Source organism: Pseudarthrobacter phenanthrenivorans (assembly GCF_036455295.1).
Taxonomy (GTDB): Bacteria; Actinomycetota; Actinomycetes; order Actinomycetales; family Micrococcaceae; genus Arthrobacter; species Arthrobacter phenanthrenivorans_C.
The window spans coordinates 407627-426508 of record NZ_JAYXNX010000001.1 but is presented as its reverse complement, the minus strand read 5'-3'; the positions used below and the strand labels follow the sequence as shown (position 1 = coordinate 426508).

The 18882-nt window shown below is 66.7% G+C and carries 18 protein-coding genes and 1 tRNA gene; 12 read left to right on the top strand and 7 right to left on the bottom strand.

Going from position 1 to position 18882, the window contains the following annotated elements:
* Window position 1 precedes the first annotated feature (1 nt).
* The 4 genes from VXJ37_RS02000 (at window position 2) to VXJ37_RS01985 (ending at window position 5584) form a co-directional block, all read left to right on the top strand.
* Window positions 2-1792, top strand: coding sequence for a thiamine pyrophosphate-requiring protein (locus tag VXJ37_RS02000; protein ID WP_331321397.1), 1791 nt, complete (start codon window positions 2-4; stop codon window positions 1790-1792).
* Between the two features lie 3 nt (window positions 1793-1795).
* Complete coding sequence (locus VXJ37_RS01995) at window positions 1796-2914, top strand: enolase C-terminal domain-like protein (RefSeq protein WP_331321396.1); 1119 nt, start codon at window positions 1796-1798, stop codon at window positions 2912-2914.
* Between the two features lie 31 nt (window positions 2915-2945).
* A complete protein-coding gene (locus VXJ37_RS01990; protein WP_331321395.1) occupies window positions 2946-4745 on the top strand; it encodes a glycoside hydrolase family 15 protein in 1800 nt (599 codons plus the stop codon).
* Between the two features lie 230 nt (window positions 4746-4975).
* Entirely contained in the window at window positions 4976-5584 is a 609-nt protein-coding gene (locus tag VXJ37_RS01985) for a hypothetical protein (RefSeq protein WP_331321394.1), read from the top strand.
* Here the strand turns inward: VXJ37_RS01985 and VXJ37_RS01980 are convergent.
* Complete coding sequence (locus tag VXJ37_RS01980) at window positions 5581-7257, bottom strand: AMP-binding protein (RefSeq protein WP_331321393.1); 1677 nt, start codon at window positions 7255-7257, stop codon at window positions 5581-5583. The genes VXJ37_RS01985 and VXJ37_RS01980 overlap by 4 nt on opposite strands.
* Window positions 7258-7359: 102 nt before the next feature.
* On the opposite strand from VXJ37_RS01980, the gene VXJ37_RS01975 reads away from it, so the two are divergent.
* A complete protein-coding gene (locus VXJ37_RS01975) occupies window positions 7360-7638 on the top strand; it encodes a putative quinol monooxygenase (RefSeq protein WP_331321392.1) in 279 nt (92 codons plus the stop codon).
* A gap of 68 nt (window positions 7639-7706) precedes the next feature.
* Here VXJ37_RS01975 and VXJ37_RS01970 read toward each other — a convergent pair whose 3' ends face one another.
* Both VXJ37_RS01970 and VXJ37_RS01965 read right to left on the bottom strand, forming a co-directional pair.
* Window positions 7707-8144 carry a thioredoxin family protein gene (locus VXJ37_RS01970; protein WP_331321391.1) on the bottom strand — a complete coding sequence of 146 codons (438 nt, stop codon included), beginning with the start codon at window positions 8142-8144 and terminating at the stop codon, window positions 7707-7709.
* 93 nt (window positions 8145-8237) lie between these two features.
* Window positions 8238-8792: an acyl-CoA thioesterase gene (locus VXJ37_RS01965; RefSeq protein ID WP_331321390.1), complete on the bottom strand. Its 555-nt coding sequence runs from the start codon at window positions 8790-8792 to the stop codon at window positions 8238-8240.
* Between the two features lie 72 nt (window positions 8793-8864).
* Between VXJ37_RS01965 and VXJ37_RS01960 the strand changes: the two genes are divergently transcribed.
* Both VXJ37_RS01960 and VXJ37_RS01955 read left to right on the top strand, forming a co-directional pair.
* Window positions 8865-9653 carry a potassium channel family protein gene (locus tag VXJ37_RS01960; RefSeq protein WP_331321389.1) on the top strand — a complete coding sequence of 263 codons (789 nt, stop codon included), beginning with the start codon at window positions 8865-8867 and terminating at the stop codon, window positions 9651-9653.
* 291 nt (window positions 9654-9944) lie between these two features.
* Window positions 9945-10922 (top strand): LysM peptidoglycan-binding domain-containing protein, encoded by a 978-nt coding sequence (locus tag VXJ37_RS01955; RefSeq protein WP_331321388.1) that lies wholly within the window; start codon window positions 9945-9947, stop codon window positions 10920-10922.
* A 201-nt stretch (window positions 10923-11123) separates the two neighbouring features.
* On the opposite strand, the gene VXJ37_RS01950 is transcribed toward VXJ37_RS01955, so the two are convergent.
* Together VXJ37_RS01950 and VXJ37_RS01945 are read right to left on the bottom strand one after the other, a co-directional pair.
* Window positions 11124-11205, bottom strand: a tRNA-Tyr gene (locus VXJ37_RS01950).
* A 166-nt stretch (window positions 11206-11371) separates the two neighbouring features.
* Window positions 11372-11626: a hypothetical protein gene (locus VXJ37_RS01945; protein WP_331321387.1), complete on the bottom strand. Its 255-nt coding sequence runs from the start codon at window positions 11624-11626 to the stop codon at window positions 11372-11374.
* Window positions 11627-11812: 186 nt separating this feature from the next.
* On the opposite strand from VXJ37_RS01945, the gene VXJ37_RS01940 reads away from it, so the two are divergent.
* The 4 genes from VXJ37_RS01940 (at window position 11813) to efeB (ending at window position 15957) form a co-directional block, all read left to right on the top strand.
* Window positions 11813-12304 (top strand): YajQ family cyclic di-GMP-binding protein, encoded by a 492-nt coding sequence (locus tag VXJ37_RS01940; RefSeq protein WP_141942870.1) that lies wholly within the window; start codon window positions 11813-11815, stop codon window positions 12302-12304.
* A 211-nt stretch (window positions 12305-12515) separates the two neighbouring features.
* Window positions 12516-13376 carry an iron uptake transporter permease EfeU gene (efeU, locus tag VXJ37_RS01935; protein WP_331321386.1) on the top strand — a complete coding sequence of 287 codons (861 nt, stop codon included), beginning with the start codon at window positions 12516-12518 and terminating at the stop codon, window positions 13374-13376.
* Window positions 13377-13405: 29 nt separating this feature from the next.
* Window positions 13406-14605 (top strand): iron uptake system protein EfeO, encoded by a 1200-nt coding sequence (efeO, locus tag VXJ37_RS01930; RefSeq protein WP_331321385.1) that lies wholly within the window; start codon window positions 13406-13408, stop codon window positions 14603-14605.
* Window positions 14602-15957, top strand: a complete 1356-nt coding sequence (efeB, locus tag VXJ37_RS01925) for an iron uptake transporter deferrochelatase/peroxidase subunit (RefSeq protein WP_331321384.1) — start codon at window positions 14602-14604, stop codon at window positions 15955-15957. The genes efeO and efeB overlap by 4 nt, the downstream gene beginning before the upstream one ends.
* A 188-nt stretch (window positions 15958-16145) precedes the next feature.
* On the opposite strand, the gene htpX is transcribed toward efeB, so the two are convergent.
* Window positions 16146-17012, bottom strand: a complete 867-nt coding sequence (htpX, locus tag VXJ37_RS01920; RefSeq protein ID WP_331321383.1) for a zinc metalloprotease HtpX — start codon at window positions 17010-17012, stop codon at window positions 16146-16148.
* A 28-nt stretch (window positions 17013-17040) separates the two neighbouring features.
* The gene (locus VXJ37_RS01915; RefSeq protein WP_331321382.1) at window positions 17041-18312 is read right to left on the bottom strand and encodes an MFS transporter; all 1272 of its coding nucleotides are present in this window, start codon (window positions 18310-18312) and stop codon (window positions 17041-17043) included.
* Between the two features lie 80 nt (window positions 18313-18392).
* Between VXJ37_RS01915 and VXJ37_RS01910 the strand changes: the two genes are divergently transcribed.
* The gene (locus VXJ37_RS01910; protein ID WP_142133005.1) at window positions 18393-18878 is read left to right on the top strand and encodes a Fur family transcriptional regulator; all 486 of its coding nucleotides are present in this window, start codon (window positions 18393-18395) and stop codon (window positions 18876-18878) included.
* The last annotated feature ends 4 nt before the right edge of the window (window positions 18879-18882 follow it).

Below are 18882 nucleotides of genomic sequence, written 5' to 3'. Positions count from 1 at the left end.
CATGGCAACTACAGTGGCTGACTACCTGCTTTCCCGGCTGGGTGAGTGGGGCGTGGACAAGGTCTTCGGGTTCCCCGGAGACGGCATCAACGGCATCCTCGCAGCCTTCGGCAAAGCGGGAAACCAGCCGAAATTCATCCAGGCCCGGCATGAGGAAATGGCCGCGTTCGAAGCAGTAGGTTACGCCAAATTCGGCGGGCGGCCGGCCGTCTGCATGGCCACCTCCGGCCCCGGGGCAATCCACCTGCTCAACGGGCTGTACGACGCCAAGCTGGACCATGTCCCGGTGGTGGCCATCGTGGGACAGACAGCCCGCAGTGCCATGGGCGGCTCCTACCAGCAGGAGGTTGACCTGCTGACCCTGTTCAAGGACGTGGCCTCCGACTACGTCCAGATGGTCACGGTCCCGCAGCAGCTCCCCAACGTCATAGACCGCGCCATCCGGATTGCCGATGCGCAGCGGGCCCCCACCGCCATCATCATCCCGGCCGATGTGCAGGAACTCGAATACGCCGCACCCACCCACGAATTCAAGATGGTCCCCTCCAGCCTCGGCATCAAGTGGCCCGATATCGAACCCGACAGCGCTGCCATCCGCGGGGCCGCCCAACTCCTCAACGAGGGCTCCAAGGTGGCCATCCTGATAGGCCAGGGTGCCCGGGAGGCGGCCGCCGAGGTGCGGGAGGTGGCGGAACTGCTGGGCGCGGGCGTAGCCAAGGCCCTGCTGGGCAAGGACTCCCTCCCCGATGACCTGCCGTACGTCACGGGCTCCATCGGGCTGCTCGGCACCAGGCCCAGCTACGAAATGATGCGTGACTGCGACACCCTGCTCACGGTGGGATCCAGCTTCCCCTACACCCAGTTCCTTCCCGAGCCGGGACAGGCCCGGGGCGTGCAGATCGACGTGGACCCAAAAATGATCGGGCTGCGGTACACGAACGAATTCAACATCGTGGCCGACGCCCGCACAGCGTTGCGGGCACTGATCCCGCACCTGGACCGGAAGCAGGACCGCTCCTGGCAGGAGGGCCTGCAGTCCTCCATCAGCCGGTGGTGGGAAACCATGCATGACGAGGCCATGGTCAGCGCGGATCCCGTCAACCCCATGCGCCTCTTTGCCGAGCTCTCCACCCGCCTGCCCATGAATGCCATGCTGAGCGCGGACTCGGGGTCCTCGGCAAACTGGTATGCGCGGCAGCTGAAGTTCCGCGGCGAAGTCCGGGGTTCACTCTCCGGAAACCTGGCCACCATGGGCCCCGGCGTTCCCTATGCCATCGGGGCGAAGTTCGCCCACCCCGGCCGCCCCGCCATCGCTTTCGCAGGCGACGGGGCCATGCAGATGAACGGCCTTGCCGAGTTGATCACCGTCAAGCACTACTGGCGTGAGTGGGACGATCCCCGCCTGGTGGTGGCCGTCCTCCACAACAACGACCTCAACCAGGTCACCTGGGAAATGCGGGCCATGGGCGGGGTTCCGGCCTTCCGTGAATCCCAGGCCCTCCCGGACGTGGACTACGCCGGGTTCGCCGAAAGCCTGGGCCTGCAGGGCATCCACGTGGACAACCCCGACGACGTCGGCCCGGCCTGGGAGAAAGCCCTCGCCGCTGACAGGCCAACCCTCCTGGACGTCCGGACCGACCCCGACATCCCGCCCATCCCGCCGCACGCCACCCTGGAGCAGGCACGGAAGACGGCAGAAGCCATGGTCAAGGGCGATGACAGCGCCTGGGGCGTGGTGAAGGAAGGGGTCAAGACCAAGATCCAGGAATTCCTGCCGCACAAGGAGGGCTGAACCATGAGGCCGGCCAAGGCCACTGCGGAGGCTCCCGTGACCGCCATCCAGGCGGCCGCTTACACGGTCCCCACCGACGGTCCCGAAGCGGACGGAACCTACAGCTGGGACTCCACCACCATGGTGCTGGTGCAGGCCGCCGGCGGCGGGAAGACCGGCCTGGGCTGGACCTACGCGCCGGCCGCGGCGGCAGGCCTGGTGGAAGGCCTCCTCGGTCCCGCCGTCCGCGGCGTGGATGCCCTTGACGTCCCGGCTGCTGCCGCCGCCATGGCCAGGGCGGTCCGCAACCCCGGAAACACGGGGCTGGCCTCCTACGCGGTGTCCGCCGTCGACTGCGCCCTCTGGGACCTCAAAGCCCGCCTCCTGGACCTGCCGCTGCACAAGCTGCTGGGCAGCGTCCGGGACAAGGTGGCGGTCTACGGCAGCGGCGGCTTCACCACCTACACGGCCGACCAGCTGCGCAGCCAGCTCGAAGGGTGGGCCCATCGCCAAGGCATCCCGCGGGTGAAGATCAAGATCGGCCAGGACAACGGAACGAACGTCCCTCGCGACCTCGAACGCATCCGCCAGGCCCGTGCCGCCGTCGGACCCGGAACTGAACTGTTCGTCGACGCCAACGGCGCCTACACCGCAAAGCAGGCGGTCCGCGTCATGAGAGAGGTGGGCGCCGAAGCCGTGACGTGGTTCGAGGAGCCCGTCTCCAGCGACCACCTGGCCGGCCTGCGGGTGGTGCGGGACGCGGTGGACGCGGACGTGGCAGCCGGTGAATACGGCACGGGCCTCCCCTACTTCCAGCGCCTGTGCGCGGCCGATGCCATCGACTGCCTCCAGGCCGATGTCAGCAGGTGCGGCGGGATCACTGAATGGCTGCGCATCGCCGCGGTGGCCGCAGCCCACGGCCTGGAACTCTCCGGCCACTGCGCGCCCCAACTCAGCGCCGCCGTCGCCGCCGCCACACCCAACTTCCGCCACCTGGAATGGTTCCACGACCACGTCAGGATCGAGAACCTGTTTTTCGACGGAACGCTGGACCCCGACGGCGGGTGGCTGCGGCCCGGTGCTGCGCCCGGAAACGGGCTGTCATTCCGGACCTGGGAGGCCGACAAATACCAGGTCCGCTAATGCTGACCACAACGGATCAGGAAGGGGAACAATGTCAGAGATCAGTGATTACGCACTCGTGGGGGACCTGCACACGGCCGCGCTGATCGGCACCAGCGGGTCAATCGACTGGATGTGCCTGCCGAGGTTCGACTCCCCCGCCTGCTTCGCTGCCTTGCTGGACTCTCCCGCCGCGGGCCGGTGGCTCCTGGCGCCGGCCGGCGCACAAAAGTGCACCCGCCGGCGGTATCGGCCCGGCACGCTGATCCTCGAAACCGAATGGGAAACATCCCAAGGCAGTGTCAAGGTTACGGATTTCATGCCCATCCGCGACGACGCTGCCGACATGGTGCGTATTGTGGAAGGCCTTACCGGCACCGTTCAGATGTACGGGGAATTATGCCTGCGCTTTGACTACGGGCGCATCGTGCCATGGGTGAGGCGCGGTGAGCACGGCCTCAGCGCCATCGCCGGCCCTGATGCGGCCTACTTCAACACCGCGGCGCCGCTCGAGGGCCGGGACATGCGAACCATCAGCGAGTTCACTGTCCGGGCCGGGGACCAGGTGCCTTTCGTGCTGAGGTGGTTCCCCAGCAGCAAACCGGCCCCGCAAAAGACCGACCCCCACCAGGCGCTGCAGGTAACCGAAGAGTTCTGGCAAGGCTGGAGTGCCCGCAGCAGGATTGAAGGTGAATACAAGGATGCCGTAGAGCGTTCCCTCATAACCCTCAAGGGGCTGATCTATGCGCCGACCGGCGGCATCGTGGCAGCTCCCACCACTTCCCTGCCGGAGGATCCGGGAGGAACACGGAACTGGGACTATCGGTTTTGCTGGCTCCGCGACGCGACGCTGACGCTTCAGTCGCTGCTCGCCGCGGGCTATGTCGATGAAGCGGCGGCCTGGCGGGAATGGCTGCTGCGGGCCGTCGCGGGCGACCCGGCCGACCTGCAGATCATGTATGGGATTGACGGCACCCGCCGCCTTCCCGAAACAGAACTGCCCTGGCTCGCCGGATTCGAGGGATCCAAACCCGTCAGGACAGGAAACGCCGCGGCTCCGCAGCTGCAGCTGGATGTATGGGGCGAGGTCCTGGACGGGCTTTCCCTGACCCGCGCCGCCGGGCCGCACGGAGCGGGAGACGATTCCTGGGATATCCAGGTCGCCTTGATGGAATACCTCGAGGGGGCCTGGGACCAGCCCGACAACGGACTCTGGGAAATGAGAGGTCCCCGCCGCCACAACACCCACTCAAAGGTCATGGCCTGGGTGGCAGCAGACCGCATGGTCAAGGGAGTCCAGCATTACGGCCTGCCCGGCCCGGCGGATCGCTGGTCCAAGTTGCGCGACACCATCCATAAAGACGTTATGACACATGGCTTCGACAGCGACCGCAACACTTTCGTCCAGTCCTACGGGAGTAAGGAGCTTGACGCCAGCCTCCTGTTGATTCCCCGTGTGGGATTCCTGCCGCATGACCATCCGAGAGTGATCGGTACCGTGGACGCCATCCAGAAGCACCTCACGGAGGATGGCTTCGTCCTTCGGTACCGTCCGCAAGCCAGTAACGACGGCCTGCCCGGGACGGAAGGCGTCTTCCTCGCCTGCTCCTTCTGGCTTGTCGACGCCCTGCTGGGCATAGGACGCCAACGTGAAGCCGAGGAACTCTTCGAGCGCCTGCTGGGCCTCCGCAACGATGTCGGTTTACTGAGCGAAGAATGGGATCCCAAGAACCAGCGCCAACTCGGCAACACTCCCCAGGCCTTCAGCCACTTCCCCCTTATCCACTGCGCCCTGCAGCTCCAGCACGGGCGGTCCAAACAAAGCAACAAGCCCCTTCCCAGCCCAACCTGACGCCCGCCGCCACGGCCAACTTCCGCCACCTGGAATGGTTCCACGGCCACGTCAGGATCGGTAACCTCTTCTTCGACGGAGCGCTTGAGCCGGACTGTGGATGGGTACGGCCCGAAGACAGACCCGGTAACGGACTGAGCCTGCGGGCCGCCGACGCTGACCCGTTCCGGGTCCGCTGACATTGGCCTCATGCCCGGCCACCCGGGGCATGACGTACTGAAAGGGATCCATTGAGCACCAACGAACGCAACGCAGATCCGGCCGCTTCGGAGCTGCTGTCTGTCACACCCGACGCACAGGATCCCACCGGGCAGGACGTCACAAGCCTGGACCCGTCAGCCACGGACCCCATGGCGGATGAAAAGGTGCGGCTTCAGCTGGCCATCTTCGAGGTCACCCGGGACGCCGACGGCAGAAGCCTGGACGAAATCCAGGAGATGCTCCGCGCCGCCTTTGCCCGGCACCGCGTGGCGACACCCCCGGGCACCTGGCTTCAATCAGTGGCCTCCTCGGCGTACTACGGCGAGCCCTACATCGTTGACCTTTCGGTCGCGGTCATCGCTGACACCATCGTGCCCGCGCCGAACGATGAGGTCCGCGAGCGCCTCGCTGCACGGCGGCAGCTGCAGCAGGAAAAGCTTCCGGCAGGCATCTTTCCCGCCCCGTCCGATTGGAACATTCCGGGCAATGACGCGGCCGTCGGCAGCAGCCGGAACCCATCCCAGGACCGGCGGAAGGGAAGCACTGTCCTGGCCGTGGCGGCGCTGGCTGCGGTTGCCCTGGCCGCCGTCCTGGTGGCCAGGGCGGGGACGGGCCGGCGCCGCCGGCTGGATACCTAGAGTCCCAGCCGGGCCACTGCTTCCTCGCGCATCTGGACTTTGCGGATCTTCCCCGAGACCGTCATGGGGAAGCTTTCGCGGACCTCCACATAGCGGGGGATCTTGTAGTGCGCCAGCCGCCCGCGGCAATACTCGGCAAGCGCCCCGGCGTCCAGCGGTTCCGCGCCGGGCTTGAGGATGATGCACGCCATGAGTTCCTCGCCGTACCGGGGATCCGGTACGCCAATGACCTGGACGTCCTGGATGGAAGGGTGGGTGTAGAGGAACTCCTCGATCTCGCGCGGGTAGATGTTCTCGCCGCCGCGGATGACCATGTCCTTGATCCTGCCTTCCACCACCACATACCCGTCCTGGTCCATCCTGGCGAGGTCGCCGGTATGCATCCACCCGTCGGCATCGATCGCCTCGGCCGTTTTCTCCGGCTGGTTCCAGTAGCCCGCCATGACGGCGTAGCCACGGGTGCAGAGCTCGCCGATCTGCCCGCGCTCCAGTTCCTCCCCGGTGGCGGGGTCCACAATGCGGCTCTCCAGCTGCGGCATGGTGCGGCCCACGGTCTCGGTGCGCTGCTGGAGGGTGTCCCCCTTGCGGGTCATGGTGGACACCGGAGAGGTCTCCGTCATGCCGTAGCAGATGGCCACGTCCACCATGTGCATCTCGGAGATCACCCGGTTCATCACCTCGATGGGACACAGCGAACCGGCCATCACCCCGGTGCGGAGGGTGGACAGGTCATACGAGCCGAAATCGGGCAGCGCCAGTTCGGCGATGAACATCGTGGGCACGCCGTACAGGGACGTCCCGCCGAAATCCTGCACTGCCTCCAGCGCGGCGGCGGGTGAGAAGCCCCGCCCGGGGATGATGGTGGCGGCGCCGTGGCTGAGCGCGTTGAGGTTGCCGATCACCATTCCAAAGCAGTGGTAGAACGGCACGGGTAGCACCACCCGGTCATGCTCGGTGTAGCCGAGCAGCTCCCCGATGGCGTAGCCGTTGTTCAGGATATTGTGGTGCGTCAGCGTGGCGCCCTTGGGGAAACCGGTGGTGCCGGAGGTGTACTGCAGGTTGATGGGATCATGCGGCCGGAGTTCGGCCATGCGGGCTTTGAGGACGGAATGTGCCACGCCGTCCGCCCGCCTGAGCAGCTCGGCGTAGGTCAGTTCCGCATCGCTTTGGGGGTTGCCGGCATTCAGTGCGTCCAGTCCGTGGTCCGGCAGGAACACGAGCCCGCGCAGGTCCGGGCAGGTCAGGAGCGCCTGGCGTGCCATGGACACGTAATCGCTGTTGGCATCTGACGGCGCCGTGACCAGCATGCGCATCCCGTTCTGCTTGACCACGAACTCAAGTTCATGGCTGCGGTAGGCCGGGTTGACGTTGACCAGGATGGCGCCGATTTTCGCGGTGGCGTACTGGAGCAGCGTCCATTCGGCGCAGTTGGGACTCCAGATGCCCACCCTCTCCCCTTTGCCGACACCCATGGCGAGCAGTGCGCGTGCCAGCCGGTCGACGTCGTCGTTCATCTTGGTGTAGCTCCAGCGGCGGGCATCACCGCCAGGCACCGGCGCGGCCTCGATCAGTGCGTCGTGGAGCGGGAAGCGCGCAACAGTGCGCTCAAAGTTCTCGCCAATGGTTTCCGCCAGGAGCGGGACGTCAGTGTCCCCGGCTGTATAAGCACGCATGATGGCACGCTACCAACAGGAACGGCGCTGGAGAAGGAGGACGGGGCCGGGAACGGGCGCAGCGGAACGGGACGGCAGGCGGCGCCCGGTATTGTGACATCCATGAGTGCACCCATTGACCTGATAGCAATGTTCATCCCCAACGAAGGCGAGTTCCACCGCGTCAAGCTGGCCCTGGAAATCGCGATCGATGAGGTGGTGAAGGAACCAGGCTGCATCCAGTACGAACTGACTGAAGCCACCGAGGAAAAGCTGGTCCTGACCGAACAGTGGGCGTCCGAGGAAGACCTGGACAGGCACTCCAAGGGCATCGCCGTCCAGGACCTGAACGAGTCTCTGAGCGCGCTGCTGGCCGAACCCGTCAAGGTGGAACGCGTCTAGCCCACCCGTTAAGCGCAAAATGCGGGGCCTCCCTGTCGGAGGCCCCGCATTTTTGCGTCTACTGGGTTTTAGAAATCGGGGATCTGCGTGCCGTCCTGGGCACCGCCCTGGGGGCTGGCCGGCTTGCCCGCTGCCGCGGCTGCTTCTTCCTGCTGGCGGGCCACGTGGGCGTGGACCTCATCCATGTCCAGGGCCTTCACCGCGTCCACGACCTGCTCCAGTTGCTGGGCGTTCAGCGCGCCGGGCTGGGAGAACACCAGCACCTTTTCACGGAACGCCATCAGCGTGGGGATGGAGGTGATACCGGCCTCCGCCGCGAGCTGCTGCTCCGCTTCCGTGTCCACCTTGGTGAAGAGGACGTCAGGGTGCTTTTCGGAGACTGCGGAATACGTGGGGCCGAACTGCTTGCAGGGGCCGCACCATTCTGCCCAGAAATCGACCAGGACAATGTCGTTGCCTTCGATCGTGGATGCGAACTTTTCACCTGTGATGTCAAGGGTAGCCATGTGTCCACGCTACGCGCCGCGGCCCCGCCTGTCGCCCCTGTTCGCTCCCCGCGTCATTAGGAATAGCGGGGAGTACGACGGCGCCACACGGCTTCAGGCGTTGGTTCCCCACAGGTGCGGGGCCGGGGTGCGGGTGCCGGGAAGGGCGCTGGAGGCGCGCCACCCGTGGATCCACTCGGGAAGCACAAGGTCCGCCGGCGGAGTCCCGAACTCGGTGAGGATGTCCTCCTGGCTGACCGGCCCGGCCTTGGTGACCAGCCGGGTGGCGATGTAGGCACGGGCGTAAATTTCGCCGTCGGCCACCATGCGCTGCTCGAAGAAGATCGCCTTGGTGTCCAGTCCTATGATCCGCGTCTCAATGGTGTAGTCCTGCCACAGCTGCAGCGATTTACGGAAGGAGATGGTCTCGGCCGACACGACAGGGCTCCAGCCGCGGCGGCGCATCCGCTGCCAGATGCCGCTGCGGACCATAAGGTCGAACCGGCCCAGGTCCATGAGGGACAGGTACATGCCGTTGTTGACGTGCATGGCAATGTCGATGTCCGTGGGCAGGACGCGCAGCGGCAGCGACGACGCCTCCCACACCGTGAGGGCCGGCCGCCGTTTCGACCGGAAGAGCAAAAGCAGGGTTCTCAGTAGCAGGTGCATGGACCAATGCTACCCGCGGGTAACATCCTGCAGGCTGCTGGCCGGCACGCCAACCGCCGTAGGATTTCCTCCATGACGCAGCAACGCTACCGGGCCCTCGCAGAGTGGCCCTTGATGGCTACCGCGCTGGTGTTCCTGGGCGCGTACGCATGGCAGGTCATCGGCAGGGTTGAAGGCAGCGGGGCTGACTGGCTTGAGACCGTCATGTGGGTGACGTGGTGCGTCTTTGTCCTGGACTACGTGGCGAACCTGTGGCTGGCCGAGAACCGCCGGCAGTGGTTTGTCCGGAACCTGCACGAGCTGGTGATCGTGGCCCTGCCGTTCTTCCGGCCCCTGCGGCTGCTGCGGCTGGTGACGCTGCTGTCAGTCCTGCACCGGACCGTGGGCGAAACGCTGCGCGGCCGGGTGGTGACGTATGTGGCGGCGTCCGCGGCGCTCCTGGTCTTTGTGGGCTCACTGGCCGTGCTGGATGTGGAACAGTGGGCGCCGGATGCCAAAATCACCACGTTCGGTGATGCCCTCTGGTGGGCCACGGCCACCATTACCACTGTGGGCTACGGGGACATGTATCCGGTCACGCCCATAGGCCGGCTGGTGGCCACGGCGCTGATGATGAGCGGCATCGCGGTGCTCGGTGTGGTCACCGCCTCCATCGCGTCCTGGCTGGTCCAGCGGGTTGAGGATACCGCCGAGACGGTGGCGGAGGCCGTGGAGGAACCTGTCCGGGTCGAGCTTGCGGAGCTCGTGGCCGAGATCGCACTGCTGCGTCGTGAGATCGCAGACCTGCGGGAACACCGTACGCAGTCGCCGCAAGTATCGGGCCGCCCTGGCTTGAGTAGCGGGGCCGGGGCCAGCGAGTAGCGGACCGCAAAATTCGGGTAATTCCTACTGGTGCCGCCTGCTTGGCGTGATTCCTAGACTCGGGATTCCTAGGACCGACACGTCTGGCAGGTTCTCCCGGGTGGCTTCCGGGAAACCGGCCTTCATGCGGAGCTCCGTATCTTCTGGGTATGCGGAGGCCTCCATCCAACGCCGCCTGCGGCCACCGGCAGCTGTGCCGGTGCCCGCGGCGCCATAACATCTCGATCCGTCCGGCGACCTGGCGTGCCCTGAAGGCAGCGCCTGGCCGGACCGTCCCCGGATGGGCTACCCATGAACCAGAAGATTTCCACCTCCCCCGACGGCTCCAGCCGGAGTTTCGTCACCGACGAACCTCGCACGGACCTCAGCACCGGCCGTCCACTCATCAGCAACAAATTGTGGGCCGGCATGGCCACGGCGGCGGTTGTGGCCGCTGTGGGTGTGGGCGCCATCGCCGCACCGCCTGCCTCCCTCAGCGCAAGCACGACGCCGGCAGCCCAGGTTGCAGAGACCGCCGCACCACCGGCGCCAAGTTCCGCCGCCCGCGACGACGCCGTGGCCGCGGTGGCGGCCCAGGGAGCCGCGCCAGCTGCCGCACAGGCTGCCGAGGCAGCCCCTGCGCCGGCGGTCGAAGCGCCACCCGCGCCACCGGCACCCGAACCCGCTCCGGCACCTGCGCCGGCACCCGAACCTGCAGGTGATCCAAACCTGTACACCGTGGTGCCCGGCGATACCGTTGGTGCGATAGCCGCCAGCCATGGCGTGGACATGAACGGCATGCTTGCCGCGAACGGGCTCTCCGCCTACAGCATCATCTATCCCGGCCAGACCCTCCTGCTGACCGGCCCGGCTGTCGCCATGTCCGCGCCCGACCCCGCCCCGGCTCCGGCTCCCGCTGCTGCGCCGGCTCCGGCTCCCGCGGCCGTGCCCGCGGCGCCAACGGTACGGACCATCTACGTGGCGGGCTCCGGCGGCCAGTCCATGGTGGACGCCTGCATCGGGCCCATCCATTTCACCCCCAATGACGGCTACTCGCTGTTCATCACCGAGCATGATTTCTGCGGCGGATGGGCCCGGTTCTCCGGAATCAGCGTGGGTGAGACCGTGAGCATCCCCGGCTACGGAACCTTCACGGCCACCGGCCGCGGCACCGTCCCCAATCCCGGCACCACCAACGACGTGATCAGGGTCTTCGGCGGCTTCCCCCGGGCAATCCTGCAGACCTGCATCCCGGGCACCAGCCAGATGCTCCTGATCGCACTGAACTGACCCGGATGGGATGAAGCCGGCATTCCCAAGCGTGGCCGCGGGCCCGGACCTTCAAGGCCTGGATCCGCGGACATGGCCATGACGCGCTGCTCGGAGCAGTTGCGGGCAATGTCGCCCTGGCTTACGCCAAGTAGGTGATGGCGGGTCGCCGGGCAACGAAAAAACCTCCGGAACCTTATGGTTCCGGAGGTTTTCCGTGGGTGGCAGATGAGGGATTCGAACCCCCGTAGGCGTTGCCAGCTGATTTACAGTCAGCCCCCTTTGGCCGCTCGGGTAATCTGCCGAACTTCAAAAGAAGTACCCGCCGATGCAGTGTTGGGAAGCATCCGTTTCCGGCGCTTTCCGCTTCAGTAACCGCGGGCAAGACAACTTTACAGAACTTCCGGCGAAGAATCGAATCGGGCCCCACACCGTGCCAAATGCCCCGGAATGTCGGCCAAAGTCAGGCCCTACGCCCCTCCAAGAATGCGCCCGGCCAGCTTGGCTTCGAAACTGATCGCCTGCTCCTGGGTGATCTGGTTCAGCTGGACCGCCCTCTGCAGGTCTGCCCGGACGCCATCCAGCCGGGAAGAGGCATCGGCCACCGGGCTGAGAACGATGGAGGCCGCCACCGCTGCCGCCGCCACCGAGGTTGCTGCCGTGGCCATCACTCCCGCCGCTGCGGTTGTGGTCCGGGTGACGTAGTGGGCGGCTTTGCGGTGCATGGGGTTCCCTTCAACTGCGGTACTGCTGGTCCAACTCTCGCCACCCCTCCTTCATTCCGCCCTTGCGTCCGCTGAGAGGGAACTGTGAATCCTGCACCCCCGCGCGGCAGGGCATCCGTACTAGGCTGGATGGCAGAGATCCCGGCCCTGTCCCCGCACAGGGCTCCCATCAACGAAAGGAGAGTCATGGCAGGCGAGTCAACGTTCGACGTCGTAAGCAAAGTGGACAAACAGGAGGTGGCCAACGCGCTCAACCAGTCGCAGAAGGAAATCGCCCAGCGCTATGACTTCAAGGGCGTGGGCGCCGAGATCGACTTCAGCGGCGAGAAGATCCTGATGAAGGCCAACTCGGAGGAGCGCGTCAAGGCTGTCCTGGACGTCTTCCAGTCCAAGCTGATCAAGCGTGGCATCTCACTGAAGTCCCTGGACGAGGGCGAGCCCTACGCCTCCGGCAAGGAGTACCGGCTGGAGGCCTCCATCAAGGAAGGCATTGCCCAGGACCTGGCCAAGAAAATCAACAAGCTGATCCGCGACGAAGGCCCCAAGTCAGTCAAGTCCCAGATCCAGGGCGATGAACTCCGGGTCTCCTCAAAGTCCCGCGACGACCTGCAGGCCACAATGGCCCTCCTCAAGGATTTTGACGAAGCAGACCTGCAGTTTGTGAACTTCCGCAGCTAGCCTCTGCCTCCGCCGTCGTTTTCGACGCGCGCGAGGATTCCCGCTACGTAGAAAGGCTGGCGCACCTGAAATCCCAGGTGCGCCAGCCTTTTTGCGTGTCGCGGGCGTAACGGAAGACAATTACGGCACAGTTGTTTTGCGTAATAGCCGACGCCGGGTAATCTCTTTCTTAGGCCTTCCTAAGTAAGGCTTACCTGAGTGAAAGAACACCATGACTGCCAACTTCCTGATCGGCCTGCGCGAAGGACTCGAAGCCACCCTGGTGGTGGTCCTCCTCATGGCCTACCTGGCGAAAACGGACCGCCGCCACCTCATCCCCCGGCTCTGGGTGGGCGTGGCAGCAGCGGTTGCAGTGTCCGTTGCCTTCGGCGCCCTCCTCACCTTCGGGCCCCGGGGCCTCACGTTTGAAGCGCAGGAGGCGATCGGAGGCACCCTGTCCATCGCCGCCGTCGGCCTCGTGACATGGATGGTCTTTTGGATGGCCCGCACAGCGAAGACCCTCGGCAGCGACCTGAAGACGCGGGTCGACAGATCCGCCGGTGGGGCCGGTTGGGGCCTGGCATTGGTGGCTGCCATCGCAGTGGGACGTGAAGGTTTGGAGACAGCGCTCTTCCTCTGGGCGGCAGCCAAGGCCACGGGCGAATCAACGCAGCCGCTCGCCGGCGCCCTCCTGGGCCTGGCCGCCGCCGCCGGCTTTGGCTACCTGCTGCACCGTGGCGTCCTGAAAGTGAACCTTTCCCGGTTCTTCACCTGGACCGGGGCCGCCCTGATCGTCATCGCCGGCGGCGTCCTGTCCTACGGCGTCCATGATTTGCAGGAGGCCGGGCTGCTTCCGGGCCTGCATTCCCTGGCTTTCGACATCAGCGGCGCCGTCCCGCCGTCGTCCTGGTACGGCACGCTCCTCAAGGGCACCCTCAACTTCTCCCCCGCCACCACGTGGCTGGAAGCCGCGGCTTGGCTCCTCTACGTGCTGCCAGTGCTCTTCCTGTACCTGCGCACCAACCGCAAAGCACCGTCTGCCCCTGCCGGCTCCGCCACCACGGCTCCCGTCAAGCCTGTGGCCGCCGCCTAAATCCCCTCACCCGCACCAAAGGAATCCCCATGCCTGGCCTCACCCTGCCCAAAATTAGCCCCTACGCCTTCAGCACCAGGCTTCCGGCCCTGGCTGCCGCCGCCGTCGTCACCGTCCCGCTGGTCCTTACCGGGTGCACTGACAACACCAAGGCGGCGGACACCTCCGGAGGCACCATCGGCGTGGTCAGCTCAAACACCGAATGCAAGGCCTCCGCCACGACCGTGCCCAGCGGCAACCTCACGTTCTCGGTCAAGAACGAAGGCACCGAGGTCACGGAGTTCTACCTCCTGGCGGCGGACGGGCTGCGCATCCTGGGCGAGGTGGAAAACATCGGCCCGGGACTGAGCCGCAACCTGGTGGTCACCGCCCCGGCCGGGACGTACACCACCGCCTGCAAGCCGGGCATGGAGGGCGACGGGATCAGGGCGGCGCTGGAAGTGACCCCGTCAAAAGACCAGCCGACGGCGGACGCGGACTTCCAGAAACTCCTGGACACGGCCAGCACGCAGTATGCGTCCTACGTCAAGGACCAGGGCGAGCAGCTGCTTGCAGGCACCGGGCAGTTCGCCGCGGCCTTCGCCGCCGGCAACGCCGACCAAGCCCGCTCCCTGTACGCGGCAACGCGGCAGCACTGGGAACGGATCGAACCGGTCGCCGAGTCCTTCGGCGACCTCGACCCGAAACTTGACGCACGTGAAGCGGACCTGGAACCCGGCCAGGAGTGGACCGGCTGGCACCGCGCCGAAAAGGACCTGTTCCCGCCGGCCGGCTACACCGCCCTCACCGCCGCCGGGCGCTCGGCCATCGCGGACCAACTGGTGGCCGACACCAAGGACCTGGTGGAACGCACCCGCACCGTGGAGATCTCCGCTGACATGCTGGGCAACGGCGCCAAGGAACTCCTGGACGAGGTCGCCACCGGAAAAGTGACGGGCGAAGAGGAAATCTGGTCCCACACGGACCTCTGGGACTTCCAGGCGAACGTGGACGGCGCCCGCATCGCGTTCGAGAACCTCAAGCCGGCCCTGCAGCAGAAGGATGCCGCTCTTGCCGCCTCGCTGGACGGGAAGTTCGCCGCGCTGCAGGCCGAACTCGCCACGCACGCCCAGGGGGCGGGCTTCACGTCCTACGACAAGCTGTCCCCGGAGCAGGTCCAGCGGCTCGCCGCAATGGTGGACGCCCTCGGAGAACCGCTGTCCCGGCTGACCGCGGCGGTGGTCCTATGACCGGCTGCCCCTTTGGCGCTCGACCGCCGGAGGCACAGGCTGAGGCACCTACGGACGCTTTGAAAGGGGAAAGCCCGACGCCGGGAGGCCGCCTGAGCAGGCGCGGCCTGTTTGGAATCGCCGGGCTGGGCGGCGCCGCCGCCGGGCTCGCCGCGGGCTTCCTGGGGCATGACGCCGTCGCGGCTTCTGCCGCCCCGGCGCCAGACGGGGACAGCCCTGTTGTCCCCTTCCACGGTGACCATCAGGCGGGCATCACCACTCCCGCCCAGGACCGCCTGCACATTGCCGCGTTCGACGTCACCACCACCAAGCGTGAAGAGCTTATCCAGCTGCTCAAGGACTGGACGCAGGCGGCCGAAGCCCTGACGGAGGGCCGCCCGGCCGGAGCAACCGGCGCCGTGGATGGCCCCTACGGCGGCCCTCCCGAGGACACGGGCGAGGCCCTGGACCTGAACGCCGGGAAACTGACCCTGACGTTCGGATTCGGCGCCGGCCTGTTCGAGCAGGACGGAGTGGCCCGGTTCGGCCTGGACGGCAGGCGGCCCGAGGCCCTGATCGACCTGCCGCACTTCCCCGGCGACGATCTGGACCCCGCGCGCAGCGGCGGCGACCTGGTGGTCCAGGCCTGCGCCGACGACCCACAGGTGGCCGTCCACGCCATCCGGAACCTTGCCAGGATCGGTTTCGGAAAGGTCCGGGTCCGCTGGTCCCAGTTGGGCTTCGGCCGGACATCCTCCACCTCCCGCGCGCAGCACACCCCGCGTAACCTCTTCGGCTTCAAGGACGGCACCGCCAACCTGAAAGTGGAAGATGAGCGCCTGCTGGACCAGCACGTGTGGGCCCGGGCGTCCCGGCCGGAGGACGCCTGGATGACGGACGGCAGCTACCTGGTGGCGCGCCGGATCCGGATGCACATCGAAACTTGGGACCGGACCTCGCTGGGCGAACAGGAAGGGCTGATCGGCCGGACCAAGGGCACAGGAGCACCACTGTCCGGCGGCGAGGAATTCACCGAGCCGGACTTCAACCGGCAGGGCAAGGGCGGCAAACCGCTCATCCCCCTTGATTCCCACGTCCGGATGGCCCACCCCACCCAGAACAGCGGCGTCCGCATGCTGCGCCGGGGCTACAACTACACCGACGGTTCCGACGGCGTGGGCCACCTCGACGCCGGGCTGTTCTTCATCGCCTTCGTCACCGATCCGCGGACCCACTACGTCCCCATGCAGATGGCGATGGCAAAGGGCGACACCCTGGCCGTGGAGTACCTGAAGCACACAGGCTCGGGGCTCTTTGCGGTGCCGGGCGGCGCGAAGCCGGGCGGTTTCGTCGGCGACGGCCTTTTCGCGTGACGCCGGGGCCACGCTGCCCGGGCCCGAGCCGCCGTCGTTCCCGACGCGCAAAAGATCCATCGCGGCGCAAATAACCCGGCGCACCCGGAATACCAGGTGCGCCGGGGATTTTGTGCAGCGAAAGCGAAGATGCGCGTCGCAGGAGAGGGGGCGCGTCGCCACGCAGGCGTCCGACGGCGGGATCCCGCCTACACCTGCCGGCCGGCCATCCGCTCCAGACGGACGATGCGGTCCCGCATGGGCGGGTGGGTGGCGAACAGCCTGTTCATGGCGCCGCCGCGGAACGGGTTGGCGATCATCAGGTGCGAGGCGTTGACCAGCCGCTGGTCCTGCGGCAACGGCGCAAGGCTGACGCCGCGCTCAATCTTGCCCAGGGCTGAGGCGAGTGCCAGCGGATCCCCGGTGAGCTGCGAACCGTCCTCGTCGGCGTCGTACTCCCTGGTGCGGGAGATGGCCATCTGGATCAGCGACGCCGCGAAGGGCGCCAGCAGGGCCATGGCGATCATCGCCAGCGGGTTGGCGTTGCGCCGGTCCCCGCCGCCGAAGAACAGCAGCATCTGGCCAACCGAGGTAATGACGCCGGCGACGGCGGCCGCAACAGATGAGGTGAGGATGTCGCGGTTGTAGACGTGCATCAGTTCGTGGCCCAGGACGCCGCGGAGTTCCCGGGCGTCCAGGAGCTGCAGGATGCCTTCCGTGCAGCAGACGGCAGCGTTTTTCGGATTGCGGCCGGTAGCGAAGGCATTGGGGTTCATGGTGGGCGAGACATAGATGCGCGGCATGGGCTGGTTGGCGCGCATCGAGAGCTCGCGGACGATCTGGTAGAGCTGCGGGGCCTGGGCTTCGGTCACCGGGAAGGCCTGCATGGACCGGATGGCGATCTTGTCGCTGTTCCAGTAGCCGTAGAAAGTGGTGCCGACGCCGATCAGCGCCATGATCCAGATGGGCGCGGAGCTGCGGGTACCGACGCCGATGAGGCCGCCGAGGCCGAGCAGTACGGCCCAGAGCACCCCGAACAGTGCTGCGGTCTTCAGGCCGTTGTGATGGTTGTGCACGTTTCCTCCTTACTAAGGGAACGGCCGGCTAGGGCACCGGGTTCCGGGCATCGTATTTCCGGAAGCCCGGCTGTAGCTTCGCCGCCAGCCACGCCCCCGCGATGCACAGCACACCGCCGACCAGCAGGACCCAGCCCTCACTCAAAATCTTAGTCGCGCCGCCGGCCAGCAGGTCGCCGATCCGCGGTCCGCCGGCCACCACCACGATGAACACGCCCTGCAGCCGTCCGCGCAGGTGGTCCGGGGCTGCCGCCTGCAGGATGGTGTTCCGGAAGACGCTGCTGATCGAGTCGGCGATCCCGGCCAGGGCGCAGCAGAGTGCTGCGGGCAGCAGCCACACTGTCACCGTGCCGTCCGGCGCGCTGCCGGCAAGCAGCACCACCAGGCCGAACGCCGCAATGGACCCGCCCCAGCCCATCACGGAGATGACCACGGCGGTCCCCTGGCGGCGCACCATGCCCAGCGGACCGGAGAACAGGCCGGCCAGGAAGGCCCCGACGGCGGTGCTGGCCAGCAGGATGCCCACGGTTGCCTCGCCGCCGCCGATCATGAGTGCGGCCACGGCGGGAAGCAGCGCCCGCGGCTGGGCAAGGACCATGGCCACGATGTCGATGATGAAGGTCATGCGGAGGTTGGGCCGGGTCCCCAGGAAACGGAACCCCTCAATGACGGAGCGGAGCCCTACCTTGCTGCGCATGCCCGCGGGCGGCATGGGCGGGAGGCGGTAGACGGCCCAGAGGACGAAGGCGAAGCTCACAAAGTCGACGGTGTAGGTCCAGCCGAACCCGACCCACGCCACCAGGAGCCCGGCCAGCAGCGGCCCTGCCGTCATGGCAAGGCCCATGGAGAGCATGCTCAGCGCGTTGGCGGCCGGCAGGAGTTCCTTGCGGATGAGCGTGGGGATGATGGCGCTGCGGGCGGGCTGGTTGATGGCCTGGGCGCCGCTTTGCAGTGCCACCAGGAGGTACAGCACCCAGATGTTGCCCAGCTGCAGCCAGGCCTGGAGCGCAATCAGCCCTGTGGTCAGCCACAGCACCAGGGAGGCCAGCAGGGCGATGCGGCGGCGGTCGTGGGCGTCGGCGATGGAGCCGCCCATCAGTCCGCCGATCACCAGGGGAACCAGCGCGAAGATGCCCAGCAGGCCCACGTAGAAGCTCTCCGAGGTCAGGCGGTACACCTCGAGGCTGACTGCCACCAGAGTGAGTTGGCTGCCGACGGCGGACACTGCCGATCCGAGCCACAGCCGGCGGAATGCGGGGCTTTCCTTGAGCGGCGTGACATCGGCAAGTAGTTTTCCCACCCGGTAACACTAGCGGGCGACACGGGAAGGTAAGCCAAGCCTTATTGTGAGTTAGTAATAATAAGTGCTTCAATGGTGCCATGACGGAGCACTTTGACGGCCAGGAAGCATGGGCTGCAGCCCTGCGCGCCCACGGCCGCAGGGTGACCAAGCAGCGGCTCGCTGTCCTCGCCGCCGTCGAACGCCACCCGCATTCCCCTGCCGAAAGCATCCTTGCCGCCGCCCGCGCCGAGCTGCCGGAGCTGACGGCCCAGTCCGTGTACGTGGTCCTCGGCGACCTGACGGACCTGCACATGCTGCGCCGCTTCGAGCCGCCGCACTCCCCCGCCCTGTATGAGACGCGCGTGGGCGACAACCACCACCACGCCATCTGCATCAGCTGCGGCCGGGTGGAGGACGTGGACTGCGCCGTCGGCCATGCCCCGTGCCTCACGCCGCACTGGAACCCCGACGCCAAGCCCATGACCATCCAGATCGCGGATGTCATGTATCAGGGCATCTGCCAGGAATGCCAGCAGGCCCAGCAACTTCCTCCCCACAGTCCCTCGCAAGAAAAAGAGAAATAGGAGA